This window comes from Escherichia sp. R1 (assembly GCF_003000935.1).
Taxonomy (GTDB): domain Bacteria; phylum Pseudomonadota; class Gammaproteobacteria; order Enterobacterales; family Enterobacteriaceae; genus Escherichia; species Escherichia coli.
In genome coordinates, this window is record NZ_PSRU01000012.1 from 90,633 (window position 1) to 106,617 (window position 15,985).

Below are 15,985 nucleotides of genomic sequence, written 5' to 3' on the forward strand. Positions count from 1 at the left end.
GTGTTTACTCCGTTTAAGCCGGTACGCCGCCAGCGGTACGCCAGACGGTGACCAGTTTTTCCAGTGAATGCTCACGCTGACCGTAACCGGCACCCGGCAGGGACGCCCAGATATTGCGACAGCGTGAAATGGCGCGCTCAATGCGTCCCGCCCGGATGTCATCCAGTGCACCGCGTTCGCGGATCAACTGAATGGCAAGTCTGTCCTGTGACAACGGACTGAAATCCGGCAGGGCAAGCTGTTTGCGGTAATGCGGCCAGAACAGGTAAAGCTGCTGATAGCGACCGGAGGCCGTGGATTTTTCACCGCGACGGTTAAACACCTTCGCCGGTCGGCCATGCGCGAACGGGTGGTCACTGTAGTCGGTGAAAATTTCCGGCTTTCCGTCCAGTCCGGTGACTATCACGTCATAGCCCCGGTTTTTCGTCAGCGGATGATTCGCCGTCCCTTCGGACACGGCCAGCATGTCGAGAAAGGCGGCGATATTCTGATGCGTGTTAATTACCGGCATTACTGTTTCCCCCTGCCCTTAAAGCGGCGCTGAATGGCAATCTCAATCACCTGATAACCGGCGATACCCAGCATGGAGCCGATGCCGCACACCGCAGGCAGTGACAGGTCAGGAAACTGCACCAGAACAACACCGGCAACCATCGAGACAAAACCACCGAGCAACATGCGCCCGATAAACAGACGCGGGGTGATGGGTTCACCACCGGCAAGCACCTTGCCGACAACAATCAACACCCCAATCATGAAAAGCGACAGGACGCTTTTTTCTTCTGCTGTCATGCGTTACTCCCACAGATTGACAGTTTCAGCCACGGGCGCGGTCTGAACGTCGGGCAGTTCGACGGCGGTGCCGTGCGGCAGCACCGCACCCAGTTCAGCCAGTCCCGGATTTGCGGCGAGCACGGTCTCAACCACGCCCTCAGTGCGCCCGTAATACCGGACACAAATGGCGTCGAGCGTGTCGCCCTGTAGCGCAAAGGTCTTCATCAGATTTGACTCACGATGCAGCGCGGCTTGTCCTGGATGCGCGCCACTGCCCAGCGCATATCCCGCCACAGCTCATCAATGGTGCTGTCAATGCTGTCGGCCTTCTTGTCTCCTTTCGCACTGGCATCCACGCCGCGGTAACGCTCATAAAGCGACGCGGTCGCCATCGCACACACGGCGCGCTCGTAGTAAAAAACTTTGATACTTTCACCGTCGATATCGTCCGCCGGAACGTCCGCCAGACGCGTAAAACCGGCGGCAATTTTCTGTTCGCGGTACTCGTACAGCTCCGCATTTGTTTCCGCCATGCCTGACTTGATGGCCTCACGCAGACGGGCGGGGGCGACGGTCTGCTCAAGGCGCATACGTTCCCGGACGCGCTTCGGGTCGATATCGGGAAAAAAGAACGTGTTTTTAATCACCGGCTCGTCGCCTGCCGGTTGCGGGATGACCACCGTACCCTCACCGGACACGGGAGCCTCCTTTCGCGGAATAATCAGCGTCATCATGACTACCTCTGAAAAGTCGGGCGGTGGACGCCGGTGCAGTGTCAGGTGATTCACCCTCACTGACCGGCGTGCCGCCCTGGCGCGGGGCGCATTCGGTTGTTAACTGGCTTTCTTTTTCGGGCGTCCACGTTTTGCCGGTGTCACGCTCCGGGTCTTACGCGTGGCACGGGTGGCCGCTTTGGGTTGCGGCTCCGGCTTAGGTTTCAGCTCCCGCTCCAGTCGCTCAATCTCTTTTTTGACGCCTGCCTGACAGTCGAGCTGTGTCGCACGTTGCAGGTGAGCCAGCGCACCGGCGGCATCACCACCGTCACGCAGAAACAGACCGGTGATTTTGTGCAGCTTTGCGCGCACTTCATCAGGCATGTCAGCAGCGGCAGTCAGTTCAAGGGTCTCCGTCAGCAGGCGGGTATCCACAGACTCACCGGCCGCGTGGGCGCGCATGGCCGCGAGCGCGACCTCCTCGGTGAACATATACGGCGGGGTGCGGCGGTGTTTACCCGGCATGGTCAGACCGTATTTCAGGGCATAACGGGCAATCTCCAGCGCACCGGCAATATCGTCGGTATCCAGACGCCACAGCATGACCGTCATCAGAATGTCATCCTGTGCGCCTTTGCCCTGCTCCAGCACGCCGTTCACCCACGGCAACCAGAACGGCAGCAGTTCGCGTTTTTTCGCGGCCTTCAGCTCTTTTGAGTAAATCGCTTTCAGTGTGCGCTGGTCTGCGGCCAGCTTGACCAGCATCTGCTCATAGACAGTTGCATGTCGCAGCGGGGCGGCTTCCCGCTGCGCGGTCATCGCTGCCGAAACCCGCATCATGTGGCGCTGTGCGGGACTCGTCATCAGTTACGCTCCCGGCTCTGCGGTCGCCTTGGCCGGTGTGGAGAAATCACCGACCTTAATTTTTTCCACCAGGCAACCGGCGGCGTAGTCTTCCACCACGTAATCAATATTCATTGACTCGTAGTTCTCCACGCGGTCGAGTTTCGGGTTTTCCTCAATCACGCGGCGATGGCTGTCATCCATGTAGTAGATGGACAGGTTTTCCAGCTTCGTGATGAGCATCGCATCCGCCGGGAAGTACGGGACGCGTACCGCCGGCAGGTTACCGATGCGTTTCTGGCTGATGATGACGTCAGCGGCCAGCATTTCGCTGTTGTCCTGCTCCTTGTTGACGATGGGGAAATATTTGTCCGCCAGCAGCTGACGCCCCACAATCACCACAAGGTCAGGGTCTTCCTGATACCACGGCTCAATCAGGTTGTTAGTCGCATCCATCACCAGTGCATCGAGGCTGGCATAATCACCGCCCTTACCCACGCGGATGACCTCAGAGGTGGTGTGCCCTTCCTCGTCAGTGACCTTGCTCATCACACGCGCCGGGGCTTCATTGCGGTATTTCTGCAGCCAGCCGACCGCCACATCCTGCAACATCGGATTACTGTTGCGGTCAGAGGTTTCTGCACGCTTCACGCCGTTAAAACCGGCCATGATGAAATCAAGGGACTGGCGTTTGATAATGGCGTTACGGATACGGAGCTGGAAATCCTGATAACGCGCCCACAGGTCCAGCGTTTTGTAGCGGATATAAAAATCGAAGTTAATCTGGTCGCATTCGTACTTGTTTGACGCCAGCTTCGAGAAGTCCTTCGGCTGACGCTCGGTGCCACCGGCGGTGTCGGTGGTGCTGGCGATGGAGCCGGTGACACCGATGCCAATTTTTTCCCCTTTCATTTCACTGACCGGCACAATGTTGATGCGGGTCAGAAAGTCAGAGGACTCCTGCATGGTGTTCATCAGGGTCTGGGTGACCGACGGTTCAACGGTGAATTTTTTCGACACATCACCGGCGTCGATGCCGTTCAGTTCGGCAACACGGGACAGGTAGGCATTAAATTTAAAGCGGGTTTCCTGGCGCATAGTTTTTCCTGAAATTAAGGGTTAATCGTGAAGGTTTTCCCGGACTGACTGACGCCGGTCAGCAGTTCGTCATCAGGGCGTCACCGCCACCACCGGTGGCCTTGCTGCGGCGCTGCTGGGTCAGACTTTCGGTGTGGTCGAGACTGTTTTTCAGGCGGGTGAATGCCTGGCTGGTTTCATCCGCCCTGTCAGTCACATCCTGCTTAAGTGCGGAAAAAGCGGTTTCCATCTCAGCGAGGCGCTGCTCAGTGGCGCTCAGTTTTTCCTGCACATGTTCAGCAACAGCGGTCACCGCTTCATGCACGTCATTCAGACGGGCGTCATCGCTGGCCTGTTTGCGGCCAAAAATGGACTTCACCTTTTCGGTCAGGGCGGTGAACACGGTTTCAGGCAGGTCTTCAAATTCCAGCTCAACGGGCGTTGCCACTGAAATCAGGTTTTCAGGGCTTAATTTGAAGCGGTTCAGGGGGTTGTGTTTTGCCGTGCGGCAGAATTCCAGGTATTCCGTGCCGAGGCTTGCCGGGTCATCGGTGACGGCCAGCCCCACCAGATAACACTTGCCGGTGTTGGCAAAGTTCGGCTGAATTTCCATTGAGGTATAGACCTTCTGCGCGGCCTTGTTCATCGCGATAAGGTCATCGGTCGGGGTGATTTTCGCAAACAGCGCCCATTTGCCTTTCAGCGCCGAATCGTCGTCAATCTTTTCGGCCTTCAGTTCGGCCACATCGCCATAACGTTTAAAAATACCGTCAGGCAGGATGCCGCGCAGATGTTCCAGGTTAATGCGGCAACCATAGACACGCGGGTCAAAGGTTTCGGCCATTTCCTGAATATCCTGCGCACTGATGACACGCCCGTCACAGGTGTCACCCTCAACGCCGATACGAAAGAATTTTGAGACTTTTTTTGCCATTGTCAGGAGTCCTGAATAGTGATTAGAGGAGTCACATGTCGGCATCAGTTTCCCGACGATGCGCATCCTCCGCCATCAGTCCCGGATGGCTTATCACTGACACAACAGCACCTTAGCGAATCGCGGGGCGCGACTCAGTAGCCTTGCCGTGTATTCATCACGGCGAGGTATTCATGACCATCACCACAGACACCACTCTTTTACACGACCCGCGTCGTCAGGCGGCGCTGCTGTACTGGCAGGGGTTTTCCGTGCCGCAGATTGCCGCCATGTTGCAGATGAAACGCCCGACGGTGCAGAGCTGGAAACAGCGCGACGGCTGGGACAGCGTTGCCCCCATCAGCCGTGTCGAAATGAGTCTGGAAGCGCGGCTGACCCAGCTCATCATCAAACCGCAGAAAACCGGCGGTGACTTCAAGGAAATTGACCTGCTGGGACGCCAGATTGAACGACTGGCACGGGTAAACCGTTACAGTCAGACCGGCAACGAGGCAGACCTTAATCCGAACGTCGCTAACCGCAACAAAGGCGGGCGTCGCAAACCGAAAAAGAATTTTTTCAGTGACGAGGCCATCGAAAAGCTGGAGCAGATTTTCTTTGAGCAGTCTTTCGACTATCAGTTGCACTGGTATCGCGCCGGGCTTGAGCACCGCATCCGCGATATCCTGAAATCCCGCCAGATTGGCGCGACGTTTTATTTTTCCCGCGAGGCGCTGCTGCGCGCCCTGAAAACCGGTCATAACCAGATTTTTCTGTCGGCCAGTAAAACGCAGGCGTATGTGTTCCGTGAATACATCATCGCCTTTGCCCGGCTGGTTGACGTTGACCTGACCGGTGACCCGATTGTCCTGGGCAATAACGGCGCAAAACTGATTTTTCTCGGCACCAACTCCAACACCGCACAGAGCCATAACGGCGACCTGTACGTCGATGAGATTTTCTGGATCCCGAATTTTCAGGTACTGCGTAAGGTGGCATCAGGTATGGCCTCACAGAGTCACCTGCGCTCGACCTATTTCTCCACCCCGTCCACGCTGGCGCACGACGCCTACCCGTTCTGGTCGGGTGAACTGTTCAACCGGGGACGCGCCAGCGCCGCCGAACGCGTGGAAATCGACGTCAGTCATAACGCCCTTGCCGGTGGGCTTCTCTGTGCGGACGGCCAGTGGCGGCAGATTGTCACCATTGAGGACGCCCTGAAAGGTGGCTGCACGCTGTTCGACATTGAGCAGCTCAAACGTGAAAACAGCGCCGACGATTTTAAAAACCTGTTCATGTGTGAATTTGTTGACGACAAGGCGTCGGTGTTCCCGTTCGAGGAGCTGCAACGCTGCATGGTCGACACGCTGGAAGAATGGGAAGACTATGCGCCGTTTGCCGCCAATCCGTTCGGCTCCCGCCCGGTATGGATTGGTTACGACCCGTCACACCGTGGCGACAGCGCCGGATGCGTGGTGCTGGCACCGCCGGTGGTGGCCGGTGGCAAATTCAGAATACTTGAGCGTCACCAGTGGAAAGGCATGGACTTTGCCACCCAGGCGGAATCCATCCGCAAACTCACCGAAAAATATAACGTTGAATACATCGGGATTGATGCCACCGGCCTCGGTGTCGGCGTGTTCCAGCTCGTGCGCTCGTTCTATCCCGCCGCGCGCGATATCCGCTACACGCCGGAAATGAAAACCGCAATGGTGCTCAAGGCAAAAGACGTTATCCGCCGTGGCTGTCTGGAATATGACGTCAGCGCCACCGACATCACCAGCTCGTTTATGGCTATCCGCAAGACCATGACCAGCAGCGGACGCAGCGCCACCTATGAGGCCAGCCGCAGCGAGGAAGCCAGCCACGCCGACCTCGCCTGGGCGACCATGCACGCCCTGTTAAATGAGCCACTCACCGCCGGTATCAGCACCCCGCTGACATCCACCATTCTGGAGTTTTACTGATGAGCAAGAAAAAAGGGAAAACACCGCGACCAGCGGCAAAAACAATGACCGCCAGCGCCCCGAAAATGGAGGCATTCACCTTTGGTGAGCCGGTGCCGGTACTCGACCGCCGTGACATTCTGGATTACGTCGAGTGCATCAGTAACGGCAGATGGTATGAGCCACCGGTCAGCTTTACCGGTCTGGCAAAAAGCCTGCGTGCTGCCGTACATCACAGCTCGCCAATTTACGTCAAACGCAATATTCTGGCCTCGACATTTATCCCGCACCCGTGGCTTTCCCAGCAGGATTTCAGCCGTTTTGTGCTGGATTTTCTGGTGTTCGGTAATGCGTTTCTGGAAAAGCGTTACAGCACCACCGGTAAGGTCATCAGACTGGAAACCTCACCGGCCAAATATACCCGTCGTGGCGTGGAGGAGGATGTTTACTGGTGGGTGCCGTCCTTCAACGAGCCGACAGCCTTCGCGCCCGGCTCCGTGTTTCACCTGCTGGAGCCGGATATTAATCAGGAGCTGTACGGCCTGCCGGAATATCTCAGCGCCCTTAACTCTGCCTGGCTGAATGAATCGGCCACGCTGTTCCGCCGCAAGTATTACGAAAACGGCGCACATGCCGGATACATCATGTACGTCACCGATGCCGTGCAGGATCGCAACGATATCGAAATGCTTCGCGAAAACATGGTTAAGTCGAAAGGCCGCAATAACTTTAAAAATCTGTTTCTCTATGCCCCTCAGGGGAAAGCCGACGGCATTAAAATTATCCCCCTCAGTGAAGTGGCAACGAAGGACGATTTTTTTAATATCAAAAAATCCAGCGCCGCTGACCTGCTGGACGCGCACCGCATCCCCTTTCAGTTGATGGGCGGCAAGCCGGAGAACGTCGGGTCGCTGGGTGATATTGAGAAAGTGGCAAAGGTCTTTGTCCGCAATGAGCTTATCCCGTTACAGGACAGGATTCGGGAAATAAACGGCTGGCTCGGTCAGGAGGTCATCCGCTTTAAAAACTACTCACTGGACACTGACAACGGCTGAACATCGCCGCCTGCGGGCGGCTTTTTTACACCCCGCCATCACGCCCTCACACGCTCATCACCGCACAAAACATCCCGCAGACACACCAACGCCCCGGCGAACAATCTAAACGCCGTCACGACGCGCTCAGACGCTGAAAAAATAAAATCAGCACCACCGCCAGCGCGCAGTGCTTTCCCCGCCTCGCCCGCCCGCTTCGTGGGACGATTTTAATGCAGTTGCCCGCATTAGCTGAATCCGCGCCAGAACAGACATTATGGATATGTCAATACGAACTTATTGACGTGCAAAATCATGCAATCAAGCGCAAAAAAAACCGCCTTCAAAGAGGCGGTTTATGTTATCCCATTGGATTAAGATCTACATTCAACTAAAAGGTACACTAATGGACGTTCTGGCGTCCCATTCTTCTTTGCAACAAAAGCAGATATTTTGTGTTTTGCTATTTTTTGCTTGAGTTTTTTACATAACACTTTGTTTATATAACCAAGTTTCCCGCTCTCATGAACAACAGCTATAGCATGTGGATCAACCGGGTTATCCTCTTCAGGAACAAGCTTGACCAAATCACCGACCATTACTTTCGACAAATCAAGCCCTTCCTGATAACGAGTTCCTGCCACTTCAAAAAGAAGCTCACCTTCACTATTAAGAATTTCTGGATCTGGCACCAAACAAAAACCATCGCCAGGTGATTTTGCTCCTGTATATCCTAACAGCGCAAAATCAGAGCCTTCAAATGGATGGGGGAGCAAATGTTGAGCCAGATACTCAGCAAAGTCTTTTCTTTTCCGTGGTGGTAAACGCCGAACAAACGGGTCAAGCACGTTGTTCGTATGTTCTTCACTTTTCAGACTAAATGCGGGATGTCCTGCAAACCCTTTCTCTTGGGCTTTAGCATAATCTTCTGACTGAAAATGGTATGTGAAGACGTAGTTATCCCCTTGCTGACGATCAATCTGACCAACAACATAACGAGTACCGCCTGTGGGTGGCTGCCATGTAAGAAGCAACCGAGTAGGCTCCATTATTCTGTTTATAGTACGCATATTTAGAATCAGTGATAACCTTAGGTATCTACGCCTCAATAAACGAATCGTCCAATCCGCTCGTTCCCTAGTGAACGGCACATCGGAGCTAATTTCGCAAAGTGAATCTATCTTGTCGACCAGTTCCTGAAAATCAAATTCAAGTCTCCGGGCCAAGTACGCTTTTGACTGCTCATCAAGAGCCAAATCCTGTATAGAAGAAATATGACCTAATCGTTCATGCGTGTCTGCCCGATTCTTCCGCAAATGATGACAACCACGCTGTATGTATTCATCTACATTTTGATGGTTCCATCCTCTGATCCTCTCTACATACCTTTCATGCCCCAAACTAGTACCATTATCGAAATATGGTGCGAGATATCCCTTCACTTTAGGTGGCGTTATGCCTGGTGCAGATTCAGGTACAAAAACAAAACCCCAATTCTCTTGGTGTCTATCACTATTACCGATGAGCGCATCAAAAAGCAGCATATCGTAAAGCCATTGGATCCAGTCTGGAGAGATCAGGCCGCGGATACTAAAAGCCCTACAAATTAAGCGTAGATCAACAAGGTTATGGTGTCTTCCGGAAGAGTCATCAAAATCCGATATCAACACATGAAAAAAATCAGACGCATGAACAAATAACTGGCTACTTTGATCGTAAAACCACTCAAGCAAAGCTCCATATTCGTATTCACCGTTCTCCATCATTCTTCGCGCTGGCAATGCTTTAGGAACAGGAACGCCCATAACATCTCCAACTATATAAGCAACGGTTTCCATCCAGTACTGATCGGGATAAGCATCTCTTGAGAGTTTAAAAAGATAAGGCCATTCCGGTTTTATCCCCTCAGGAGCATCATTCGGTGACCAAAGCATTTTTTTATCCCTCGCTCCTCGAGGAAAAATGCCATGCTCATCATCTTTACGCCAACTAGTTACATCTATTAAATTGATATCCATATCTTACGGTTACCCAGCTAATGCACGGAAAGCAGCACTAACATAAGCTACCTGAAACTTTGCATCTCGAAGCGCATGATGCGCATCAGTAACATTAATGGAAAAATTTGCCCTTACATCAATATTCTTAAGGCTTTTAGCTAGTTCAACGATGGTACGCACGTCTCGATCATTTCGAAAACGCCATGGGATATTTTGCGCATGTTTACGGTAAACCGCTGCCAATATAGCGTTATCAAAGCTTGCCCCATTCCCCCAAACTTGTACGTCATCGTTACTACGACTTCGTACAAATAGAGAAAATTCTTGTAAGGCTTCATGTAAGTCAACAGCAGACGGGTCATTAAAAACCGCCCTTGCAGAATCGCTTTGTATCATCCACCACTGTAAAGTTTTTGGGTCTACAAAACTATTTTCCAATGCAGATGATAGGGTTATAACTCTATAAAACTCATCCCCACACTTGCCAGTCAGAGGCTCAAAGAACACAGCGCCGATTGAAATCAAAGGAGCATCCATTGACACACCTAATGTTTCTATATCGAGCATTAAATTATTCATTTAACCTCCACCCCAGACATAGCTCAGGGAAACGTAACCTATTGAAATAACGAATCAAGTATTTGTCACATTCTATACTAAAACATTCGAATTCCAAAACTTCAGCTTTTGCAACCCCTTACAAGTCAATTGATCCATAATACTGTATACATACACAGTACTACATTTGAAAAACAAATCAAGGGAAATCATTAAAACCCGGCCAATCACAACAAGGCGGATAAACAAATTTTTTCATGTCATAAATAACTTCTGCCCCACGAGCCAGCGCCTCAAGCTCCCATCTCTGAGGCCTGATACCGTTCTGAGCAAGGTCAACGCGGATACGGGTGATTTGCAATCGTTCAGACCGGGTCAGTCTGGCCGATGGTGCAATTTCATGCGGTTTTAACGGGCTTCCGTTTCTTTGCTGACGGTTTGGTCTTCTCAGGCCGTATTTTAATGCACCTCTGAGCGCCCTCACGACCTCCGGGTCATTCCATTCGATAACACCGTCATCAACCAGATTAAGCACTGCTGCGGCGTGCTCAGAAGGTGTGGGAGCCAGTAACGAAGTATCACCACCGGTGAGCTTTCCACAGTTATTGACAGGACTCCGAGGCGCGGCGATGCCGCTTTTTAAAGTCAAAGGCTCAACGACCGGAACTTTCGGCACAATGCGCCAGTCCGTCGTTCTGGTGATATGAATATGACGCGCGCCGAGATGCGGCGCGTAAATGCCGACCACTCTCTCGACTTCTTCCTCGTACTCGTTAACGTCATCCGACGGACTACGGGCGACCCTGACAGTCTGACAATCGCGCGGGACATTTGCCCCGCCCTGCGCGCTGATATACAGCGCAAAATCGCCACTGTCTGCGGCAGCGCGTGCAGCCTCCACGCGTTCGTCAAACTCATCAGCAATACTGACGCCGCGAGGCAATTTACGTAGTTCACGGTAAGCCCCCATTGTCGGCAGTCCAACCGTTTTAAATTGCGGGATGCGCCACGTTGACGCCCATGCGGTAACAGCCGCGGCAGTATCTTTAAGCGGCTTACCGGTATCGTTATCGAGCTGACCATCCAGTGCATAGCCGTCGATATTTTTTGAAATGTATTTCGCGATATATCCCGCAGCACCGCCCCGGTTAAGATGCTTTGCCTGAAAACGGTTTCGCGCGGCTCCTCTTTCGTCACCATCCTCTTTGAGCGCATAGCGACGCATGATTTCGATAATCTGGTTACGCTGGCGTGGATTACAAAAAAGCATCATATGCCAGTGCGGCGTTCCGTCGTGGTGTGGCTCGACGACACGCAAACCGTAGACCTGTAAATCATTATCCTTGAATGCCGTACGCATCAGGCTCCAGATACGGCAGAGATAACGCTGCGCATCCTTTGGATTAAATGCCTCATCATTCCAGCCGTGATTAAGCTGGACGGTTTTACTTTCGCCTTTTCCGACCTGACGTGTCGGATGATACTTTGACGGCGCGGTCATCGTGATAAACATCCCCACATCACCCTCTGCGGCGGCGTAACGCTCAATTCCGGCGATGGTGTTCATCAGCTCCATCCGGCGAATTTCAGGATTAGAAATACTGCCCATCACCTTACTGATAAGGTCGATGCGCTCGCCGGTTTCCCTGTTTTCAAGGTCACACGATTTAAGAAATTCCAGATTTGCCTGGCGGCGCGCACGCACATCACGAATGGCATGTTTACTGGCATAAGGAGAACGGTCTTTATTGACCTCCCCGACAGCAATCAGTAACGCCTCATGCCAGCGCATACGCTGGCCTTTAAGCTGATGAGTCCACCACTCATCGTTAAACAGACGGGCAATGGCAGAATATGCCTGCCTCGTGGTCATCTGTCCTTTACGGTATTTTTTCCAGTAGAGCGGGGAAATATTGAAAGCACGTGCAGCGCCAGCAACATGACCATACAGGTGAGCCTGCGCCTCATCCGTAAACAGCGATTCTTTTTCGCCATGCGCATCCACCCAGGCATCGCAGAGTTCCTCATACATCATGAAAAGCTGCGATGAGATTCGGGCGGCAAACTTTTTCAGCTCCTTGTCATTCATCCCCGGCAGGCGCGCATACTGGTCGCGCTCTGCCAGAAACAGCAACGACGCGTCGGTGTTCATTTCATGGCGCTGATTCACGCGCTCAATGCGCGGCCATAAACGACGCTGAAAAGTGGATGTGAGGAAATAAAACCCGTGCACCGGGCTTTTATTGCGCCGGATGTAGTCATAGCGTGAAGTAAACAGCGAACGCAAAAAGTAAGGCAGGCGGTTAATCGTGGATAAAACACCTTGCACCTGACGCATCTCGTCACGTGTAAGGGGTCTTTCGCGCCCGACAGCCTCGCGTGGCGCGTTCCATGCATAAGCACCGGTAAACGCCTTACCGGTGCCTGCGGCAAATGCTGACGGAGGGACAAAACGCCCGGAGGCTTTAACGGCCATATGAGCCAAAAGCCTCTGAACAACGCTTGCTGAGTTGCTCAACCTGCGCGTTTAAATCAGCAAAAGACTTTGCGCTTCCGGTCAGAATATCGTGATGCATCAGGCCGGAAACGAGCTGGCTTAATTTCGGGTAATAACCAACCACCGACAGCCATTCCTGACCGGCGTTTTTACCGCTTTCCGCTCTCTTTTTCTCGTGGAGAACAAACTGAAAGCTGTCACTGGTAACGACATAACGTTCGCCAATTTCAATACGAATACTCATGCCGTTCTCCGGTAATGTTTGTTTTTTGCTTCAAAGACTGACTGACAGGAAACACAACGCGTGGCTGACGGATAAGCCGCACGACGGGCAGCAGGTATTGGCGCGTCACACTCTTCGCAAACCAGCGCAGAAGCACCGCAATGTTTTACCCTTGCCGCGTTAATCTGGCGCTCCAGTAATTCAGCCTGTTGTTCCTGAATAAAATCTACGTTGTCCGGCATTACCAGTTCCTTTTGTCGTTCAGTTTTTTAAATTCATCAGCGCAATAGCTGGCGATTTCTGTCGTTAATTTCGTCAGTTCATCCACGGAGGAAATTTGCTTGTGAAATACAGCGCGTTTAACAAGTAAATTGACCACATCAGACAGGAGGTTTAATTCACTCTGATAAATCGCGATAACAGATTCAGTTATTTCGCGTTTTTCTTTATCAAGACCAAGTTGAATAAGAGACAAATCGCCATTTTTCATAACGGCGATTTTTAAGGCATTGTTCAGTAAAACAACTGAACGAGAACAGGACATCAAAGCACCTCCCCGCGAGACAATCCGATGTTGTGAAATTTTTCCGACTCCTGACTGAGCAGCTCGACTATCTCCACGCGGGATAACTCCGCCTTTGTGATGTGGCGAATCATGGCGTCAAGATGAGAAGAAAAGCGCGTCGCTGCATCGGCCTGTGCTTCGGTTCTGGCCTGTTGCAGCAGTAATGCGTATTTACCGCACTGATTTTCAGAAACTGTATGCATGACTTTCTCCAGGCAAAAAGAAGCCCCGCACAATTAAGTGCGTTAAAAACTCTGGTTAATTACTTAATGCAGATATTGCTCTGGTTTTACCGACGTCAGAATTGTCGGTGCATACTCAAACAGGCTGAATAATTCACGTAATGCACGGAATAAAGCATCACGCCAGTAACATGACTCTTCATTAATTCGCCAGTATGGCTGGTTGAATTCTTTTTCAGTCAATCCGGCATGCATAAATAAAGTGCGACGCTGACTGACTGTTAAAAAACTAATATATGCATACTCACTTGCGCCAACCTGACGGCGTTTTGAGAATGCCCCACGCAATTCATCAATTGCACAAACCAGCCGTTCACGTTCGACGTCGTTCATTTCTTCAAAACGCATCGTTGCGTGACGCTGTTTTAACTGCGCATGAAAGCAAACCGTTAGCCGTTCGCGCTCCATCATCTGATTATAATAATCACATGTATCCTGCCAGCGAGGAACGGCAAGATGCTTACCAATTATCCGGCGCATAGCTGCTGGCTGTTTTTCAACGAGATTGAGCGTCATCACTGTCATTTCCATACCCTCCGGCTTTTCAGAAAGGTCAGAGCCTTTTTTAACGGACTCTGTTTTTTGGTGCGGATAATGATTCCCTTACGCCCCTTACCGTGGGTGATGGTGAAGTCAATCGCCCTTGGGCTTTCGTTACGCAGTAACTGAGCAATACAACGCGGTTCACTCATAATCACAACCCCATCCACAAAAGCCATGCATCACGCTGTTCAACTGGTCGGTTATAAAACGCCTCTCGTACAGCGCGATTAAACTCTGGAATGAAAACCCACTTCTCACCGACACGAGCGTTCGGCTTACTTGGATCACGAAGCTCAATAACTGGCAATTTATTCTCTTTTACCATCTTGACTACAGCCGTTTCTGGCTTACCAAGTAACTCTGCAAACTTAACCGTATGTACCGCATCAATCGGGTACTGAATCACATAGTCATTGACTTCCATTGATTAGCCCTTTTTGCTTTCGTGTTACCCTTATTAGATCCAGTCCCTTCTAGGTCGCCCCTGTCCTTTCTAGGGACTGGCTAACACACTCAAAAGGTCACCAATACACAACCTTTTGACGGGAATATAAGTCACCAATAGGTTACTGTCAAATGCAGACATTCGAAAAACTGAAAGCGATTAGGAAAGCAGAAGGCTTAACACAGGCGAAATTCAGCGAAATTAGCGGGATAGCTCTAGGAACAGTCAAAAATTACGAAAGTGGGCATAAAGACCCTGGTCTCAGCATCGTTATGCGAGTCACAAATACGCCTTTATTTAAAAAATATACGCTCTGGTTAATGACTGGTGATACGTCACCACAAGCTGGTCAGATCGCGCCGGCTCTCGCACACATTGGGCAAAAACCAACAGAATCAGACCACTCCGAAAAACAGACTGGTTAACACTCTATAAACATTATATTTTCACCATTTGTTACCAAGATGGTGAATACAGCGTCAGAGGGCTTTCTTATGTCAATTAAGAAGCTCGATGATGGACGCTATGAAGTGGACATTAGACCTCGCGGTCGCGACGGAAAACGCATCCGCAGGAAATTTGAAAGAAAAGCTGAGGCTGTAGCATTTGAGCGATACACAATCGCCTACGCCAGCCAGAAAGAATGGGCAGGTCAGCGAGCAGATCGCAGAACTTTGAGTGAGTTGCTGGACATCTGGTGGAAATATCACGGGCAAAACCACGAGCATGGAACAAAAGAGTTTAATCATCTGCTCAAAACCATCAGCGGCATAGGTGATATACCAGTGAGCCGGATGAGCAAAAGAGCTTTGATGGATTATCGTTCCATGCGACTACGTGATGGTATCAGTGCCGCAACGATAAACCGTGACATGTACCGATTATCCGGCATGTTCACAAAATTAATTCAATTGGATGAATTTTCCGGGCAACACCCAATTCACGGACTGCCGCCACTGGCGGAGGCCAACCCTGAAATGACGTTCCTGGAAAAAGCAGAAATCGAAAAACTGTTAAATGTTTTGGATGGTGATGACTTACTTGTCGCACTTTTATGTCTGAGCACTGGAGGAAGATGGACGGAAGTTGCCACGCTAAAACCAGCACAGATTACAAATTGCAGGGTTACCTTCCTGAAAACCAAAAACGGTAAAAAGCGAACCGTGCCGATTTCTGAGGAACTGGAGAAAAAAGTTAAAGAGGAGGCCAGCGCTAAATTATTCAAAGTTGATTATGAGAAGTTTTGCGGGATTTTACGCAGAGTGAAGCCAGATATACCACCCAATCAGGCAACCCACATCCTGCGGCATACATTCGCAAGCCATTTCATGATGAATGGGGGCAATATAATCGCACTGCAACAGATTCTGGGACATGCGAGCATTCAGCAGACGATGGCCTATGCGCACCTTGCGCCTGACTACCTGCAAAATGCCGTCGCGCTGAATCCTCTAAAAGGCGGAGTGACGTTATAAATTTCCCTTCTGAGTGTCCACATAGTGTCCACACTCTCAGAACTTTGTAGCCCTTCCAGTCCCTTATAGGTTTTCTTAAGTTACTGTTTTCTTACGGAAACTGATGTAAGTGATTGATAAAAAAAACCCCCACATCA

The 15,985-nt window shown here is 51.3% G+C and carries 21 protein-coding genes; 4 read left to right on the top strand and 17 right to left on the bottom strand.

Features of this window, described 5'->3' with window-relative positions; genetic code table 11:
- Window positions 1–13: 13 nt before the first annotated feature.
- The 7 genes from C4F37_RS15590 to C4F37_RS15620 form a co-directional block, all read right to left on the bottom strand.
- Complete coding sequence (locus C4F37_RS15590; RefSeq protein WP_001144101.1) at window positions 14–511, bottom strand: glycoside hydrolase family 24 protein; 498 nt, start codon at window positions 509–511, stop codon at window positions 14–16.
- Window positions 511–792, bottom strand: coding sequence for a phage holin family protein (locus C4F37_RS15595; protein ID WP_000123124.1), 282 nt, complete (start codon window positions 790–792; stop codon window positions 511–513). The genes C4F37_RS15590 and C4F37_RS15595 overlap by 1 nt, the downstream gene beginning before the upstream one ends.
- A 3-nt stretch (window positions 793–795) precedes the next feature.
- Window positions 796–999, bottom strand: coding sequence for a tail protein X (locus C4F37_RS15600; protein ID WP_000846409.1), 204 nt, complete (start codon window positions 997–999; stop codon window positions 796–798).
- Window positions 999–1,508 carry a head completion/stabilization protein gene (locus C4F37_RS15605; protein WP_000988633.1) on the bottom strand — a complete coding sequence of 170 codons (510 nt, stop codon included), beginning with the start codon at window positions 1,506–1,508 and terminating at the stop codon, window positions 999–1,001. The genes C4F37_RS15600 and C4F37_RS15605 overlap by 1 nt, the downstream gene beginning before the upstream one ends.
- 99 nt (window positions 1,509–1,607) lie before the next feature.
- Window positions 1,608–2,351, bottom strand: coding sequence for a phage terminase small subunit (locus C4F37_RS15610; RefSeq protein ID WP_001774100.1), 744 nt, complete (start codon window positions 2,349–2,351; stop codon window positions 1,608–1,610).
- A gap of 3 nt (window positions 2,352–2,354) precedes the next feature.
- Window positions 2,355–3,428 carry a phage major capsid protein, P2 family gene (locus C4F37_RS15615; protein WP_001774099.1) on the bottom strand — a complete coding sequence of 358 codons (1,074 nt, stop codon included), beginning with the start codon at window positions 3,426–3,428 and terminating at the stop codon, window positions 2,355–2,357.
- 58 nt (window positions 3,429–3,486) lie between these two features.
- Window positions 3,487–4,341 carry a GPO family capsid scaffolding protein gene (locus C4F37_RS15620; RefSeq protein ID WP_001085948.1) on the bottom strand — a complete coding sequence of 285 codons (855 nt, stop codon included), beginning with the start codon at window positions 4,339–4,341 and terminating at the stop codon, window positions 3,487–3,489.
- A gap of 173 nt (window positions 4,342–4,514) precedes the next feature.
- Here C4F37_RS15620 and C4F37_RS15625 point away from each other — a divergent pair, with 173 nt between their 5' ends.
- Together C4F37_RS15625 and C4F37_RS15630 are read left to right on the top strand one after the other, a co-directional pair.
- Window positions 4,515–6,287, top strand: a complete 1,773-nt coding sequence (locus C4F37_RS15625; protein ID WP_000156861.1) for a terminase ATPase subunit family protein — start codon at window positions 4,515–4,517, stop codon at window positions 6,285–6,287.
- Window positions 6,287–7,321 (top strand): phage portal protein, encoded by a 1,035-nt coding sequence (locus tag C4F37_RS15630; protein WP_001774098.1) that lies wholly within the window; start codon window positions 6,287–6,289, stop codon window positions 7,319–7,321. The genes C4F37_RS15625 and C4F37_RS15630 overlap by 1 nt, the downstream gene beginning before the upstream one ends.
- A gap of 353 nt (window positions 7,322–7,674) precedes the next feature.
- Here C4F37_RS15630 and C4F37_RS15635 read toward each other — a convergent pair whose 3' ends face one another.
- From C4F37_RS15635 to C4F37_RS15675, 10 genes are all read right to left on the bottom strand, one after another.
- The gene (locus tag C4F37_RS15635) at window positions 7,675–9,318 is read right to left on the bottom strand and encodes an HIRAN domain-containing protein (protein ID WP_023253881.1); all 1,644 of its coding nucleotides are present in this window, start codon (window positions 9,316–9,318) and stop codon (window positions 7,675–7,677) included.
- A gap of 9 nt (window positions 9,319–9,327) precedes the next feature.
- Window positions 9,328–9,879 carry a 3'-5' exonuclease gene (locus C4F37_RS15640; protein ID WP_001774096.1) on the bottom strand — a complete coding sequence of 184 codons (552 nt, stop codon included), beginning with the start codon at window positions 9,877–9,879 and terminating at the stop codon, window positions 9,328–9,330.
- Between the two features lie 178 nt (window positions 9,880–10,057).
- Window positions 10,058–12,334, bottom strand: coding sequence for a replication endonuclease (locus tag C4F37_RS15645; RefSeq protein WP_001774095.1), 2,277 nt, complete (start codon window positions 12,332–12,334; stop codon window positions 10,058–10,060).
- Entirely contained in the window at window positions 12,324–12,599 is a 276-nt protein-coding gene (locus C4F37_RS15650; RefSeq protein ID WP_001774094.1) for a DUF5405 family protein, read from the bottom strand. The genes C4F37_RS15645 and C4F37_RS15650 overlap by 11 nt, the downstream gene beginning before the upstream one ends.
- On the bottom strand, window positions 12,596–12,820 hold the full coding sequence (locus tag C4F37_RS15655; RefSeq protein WP_001113264.1) for a TraR/DksA C4-type zinc finger protein: 225 nt from the start codon (window positions 12,818–12,820) through the stop codon (window positions 12,596–12,598). Before C4F37_RS15655 ends, C4F37_RS15650 begins: the two co-directional genes overlap by 4 nt.
- On the bottom strand, window positions 12,820–13,122 hold the full coding sequence (locus C4F37_RS15660; RefSeq protein ID WP_001277961.1) for a DUF5405 family protein: 303 nt from the start codon (window positions 13,120–13,122) through the stop codon (window positions 12,820–12,822). The genes C4F37_RS15655 and C4F37_RS15660 overlap by 1 nt, the downstream gene beginning before the upstream one ends.
- A complete protein-coding gene (locus C4F37_RS15665; RefSeq protein ID WP_000557703.1) occupies window positions 13,122–13,346 on the bottom strand; it encodes a DUF2732 family protein in 225 nt (74 codons plus the stop codon). The genes C4F37_RS15660 and C4F37_RS15665 overlap by 1 nt, the downstream gene beginning before the upstream one ends.
- 63 nt (window positions 13,347–13,409) lie before the next feature.
- Window positions 13,410–13,910, bottom strand: a complete 501-nt coding sequence (locus tag C4F37_RS15670; protein ID WP_000217670.1) for a hypothetical protein — start codon at window positions 13,908–13,910, stop codon at window positions 13,410–13,412.
- Window positions 13,907–14,104, bottom strand: a complete 198-nt coding sequence (locus C4F37_RS27565; protein ID WP_001333116.1) for a hypothetical protein — start codon at window positions 14,102–14,104, stop codon at window positions 13,907–13,909. The genes C4F37_RS15670 and C4F37_RS27565 overlap by 4 nt, the downstream gene beginning before the upstream one ends.
- Window positions 14,080–14,352 carry a Cox family DNA-binding protein gene (locus C4F37_RS15675; protein WP_000453534.1) on the bottom strand — a complete coding sequence of 91 codons (273 nt, stop codon included), beginning with the start codon at window positions 14,350–14,352 and terminating at the stop codon, window positions 14,080–14,082. The genes C4F37_RS27565 and C4F37_RS15675 overlap by 25 nt, the downstream gene beginning before the upstream one ends.
- Window positions 14,353–14,504: 152 nt before the next feature.
- On the opposite strand from C4F37_RS15675, the gene C4F37_RS15680 reads away from it, so the two are divergent.
- Window positions 14,505–14,798 carry a helix-turn-helix domain-containing protein gene (locus C4F37_RS15680; protein ID WP_001192857.1) on the top strand — a complete coding sequence of 98 codons (294 nt, stop codon included), beginning with the start codon at window positions 14,505–14,507 and terminating at the stop codon, window positions 14,796–14,798.
- A 69-nt stretch (window positions 14,799–14,867) separates the two neighbouring features.
- Complete coding sequence (locus tag C4F37_RS15685; protein WP_000023384.1) at window positions 14,868–15,848, top strand: phage integrase; 981 nt, start codon at window positions 14,868–14,870, stop codon at window positions 15,846–15,848.
- Window positions 15,849–15,985 lie beyond the last annotated feature (137 nt).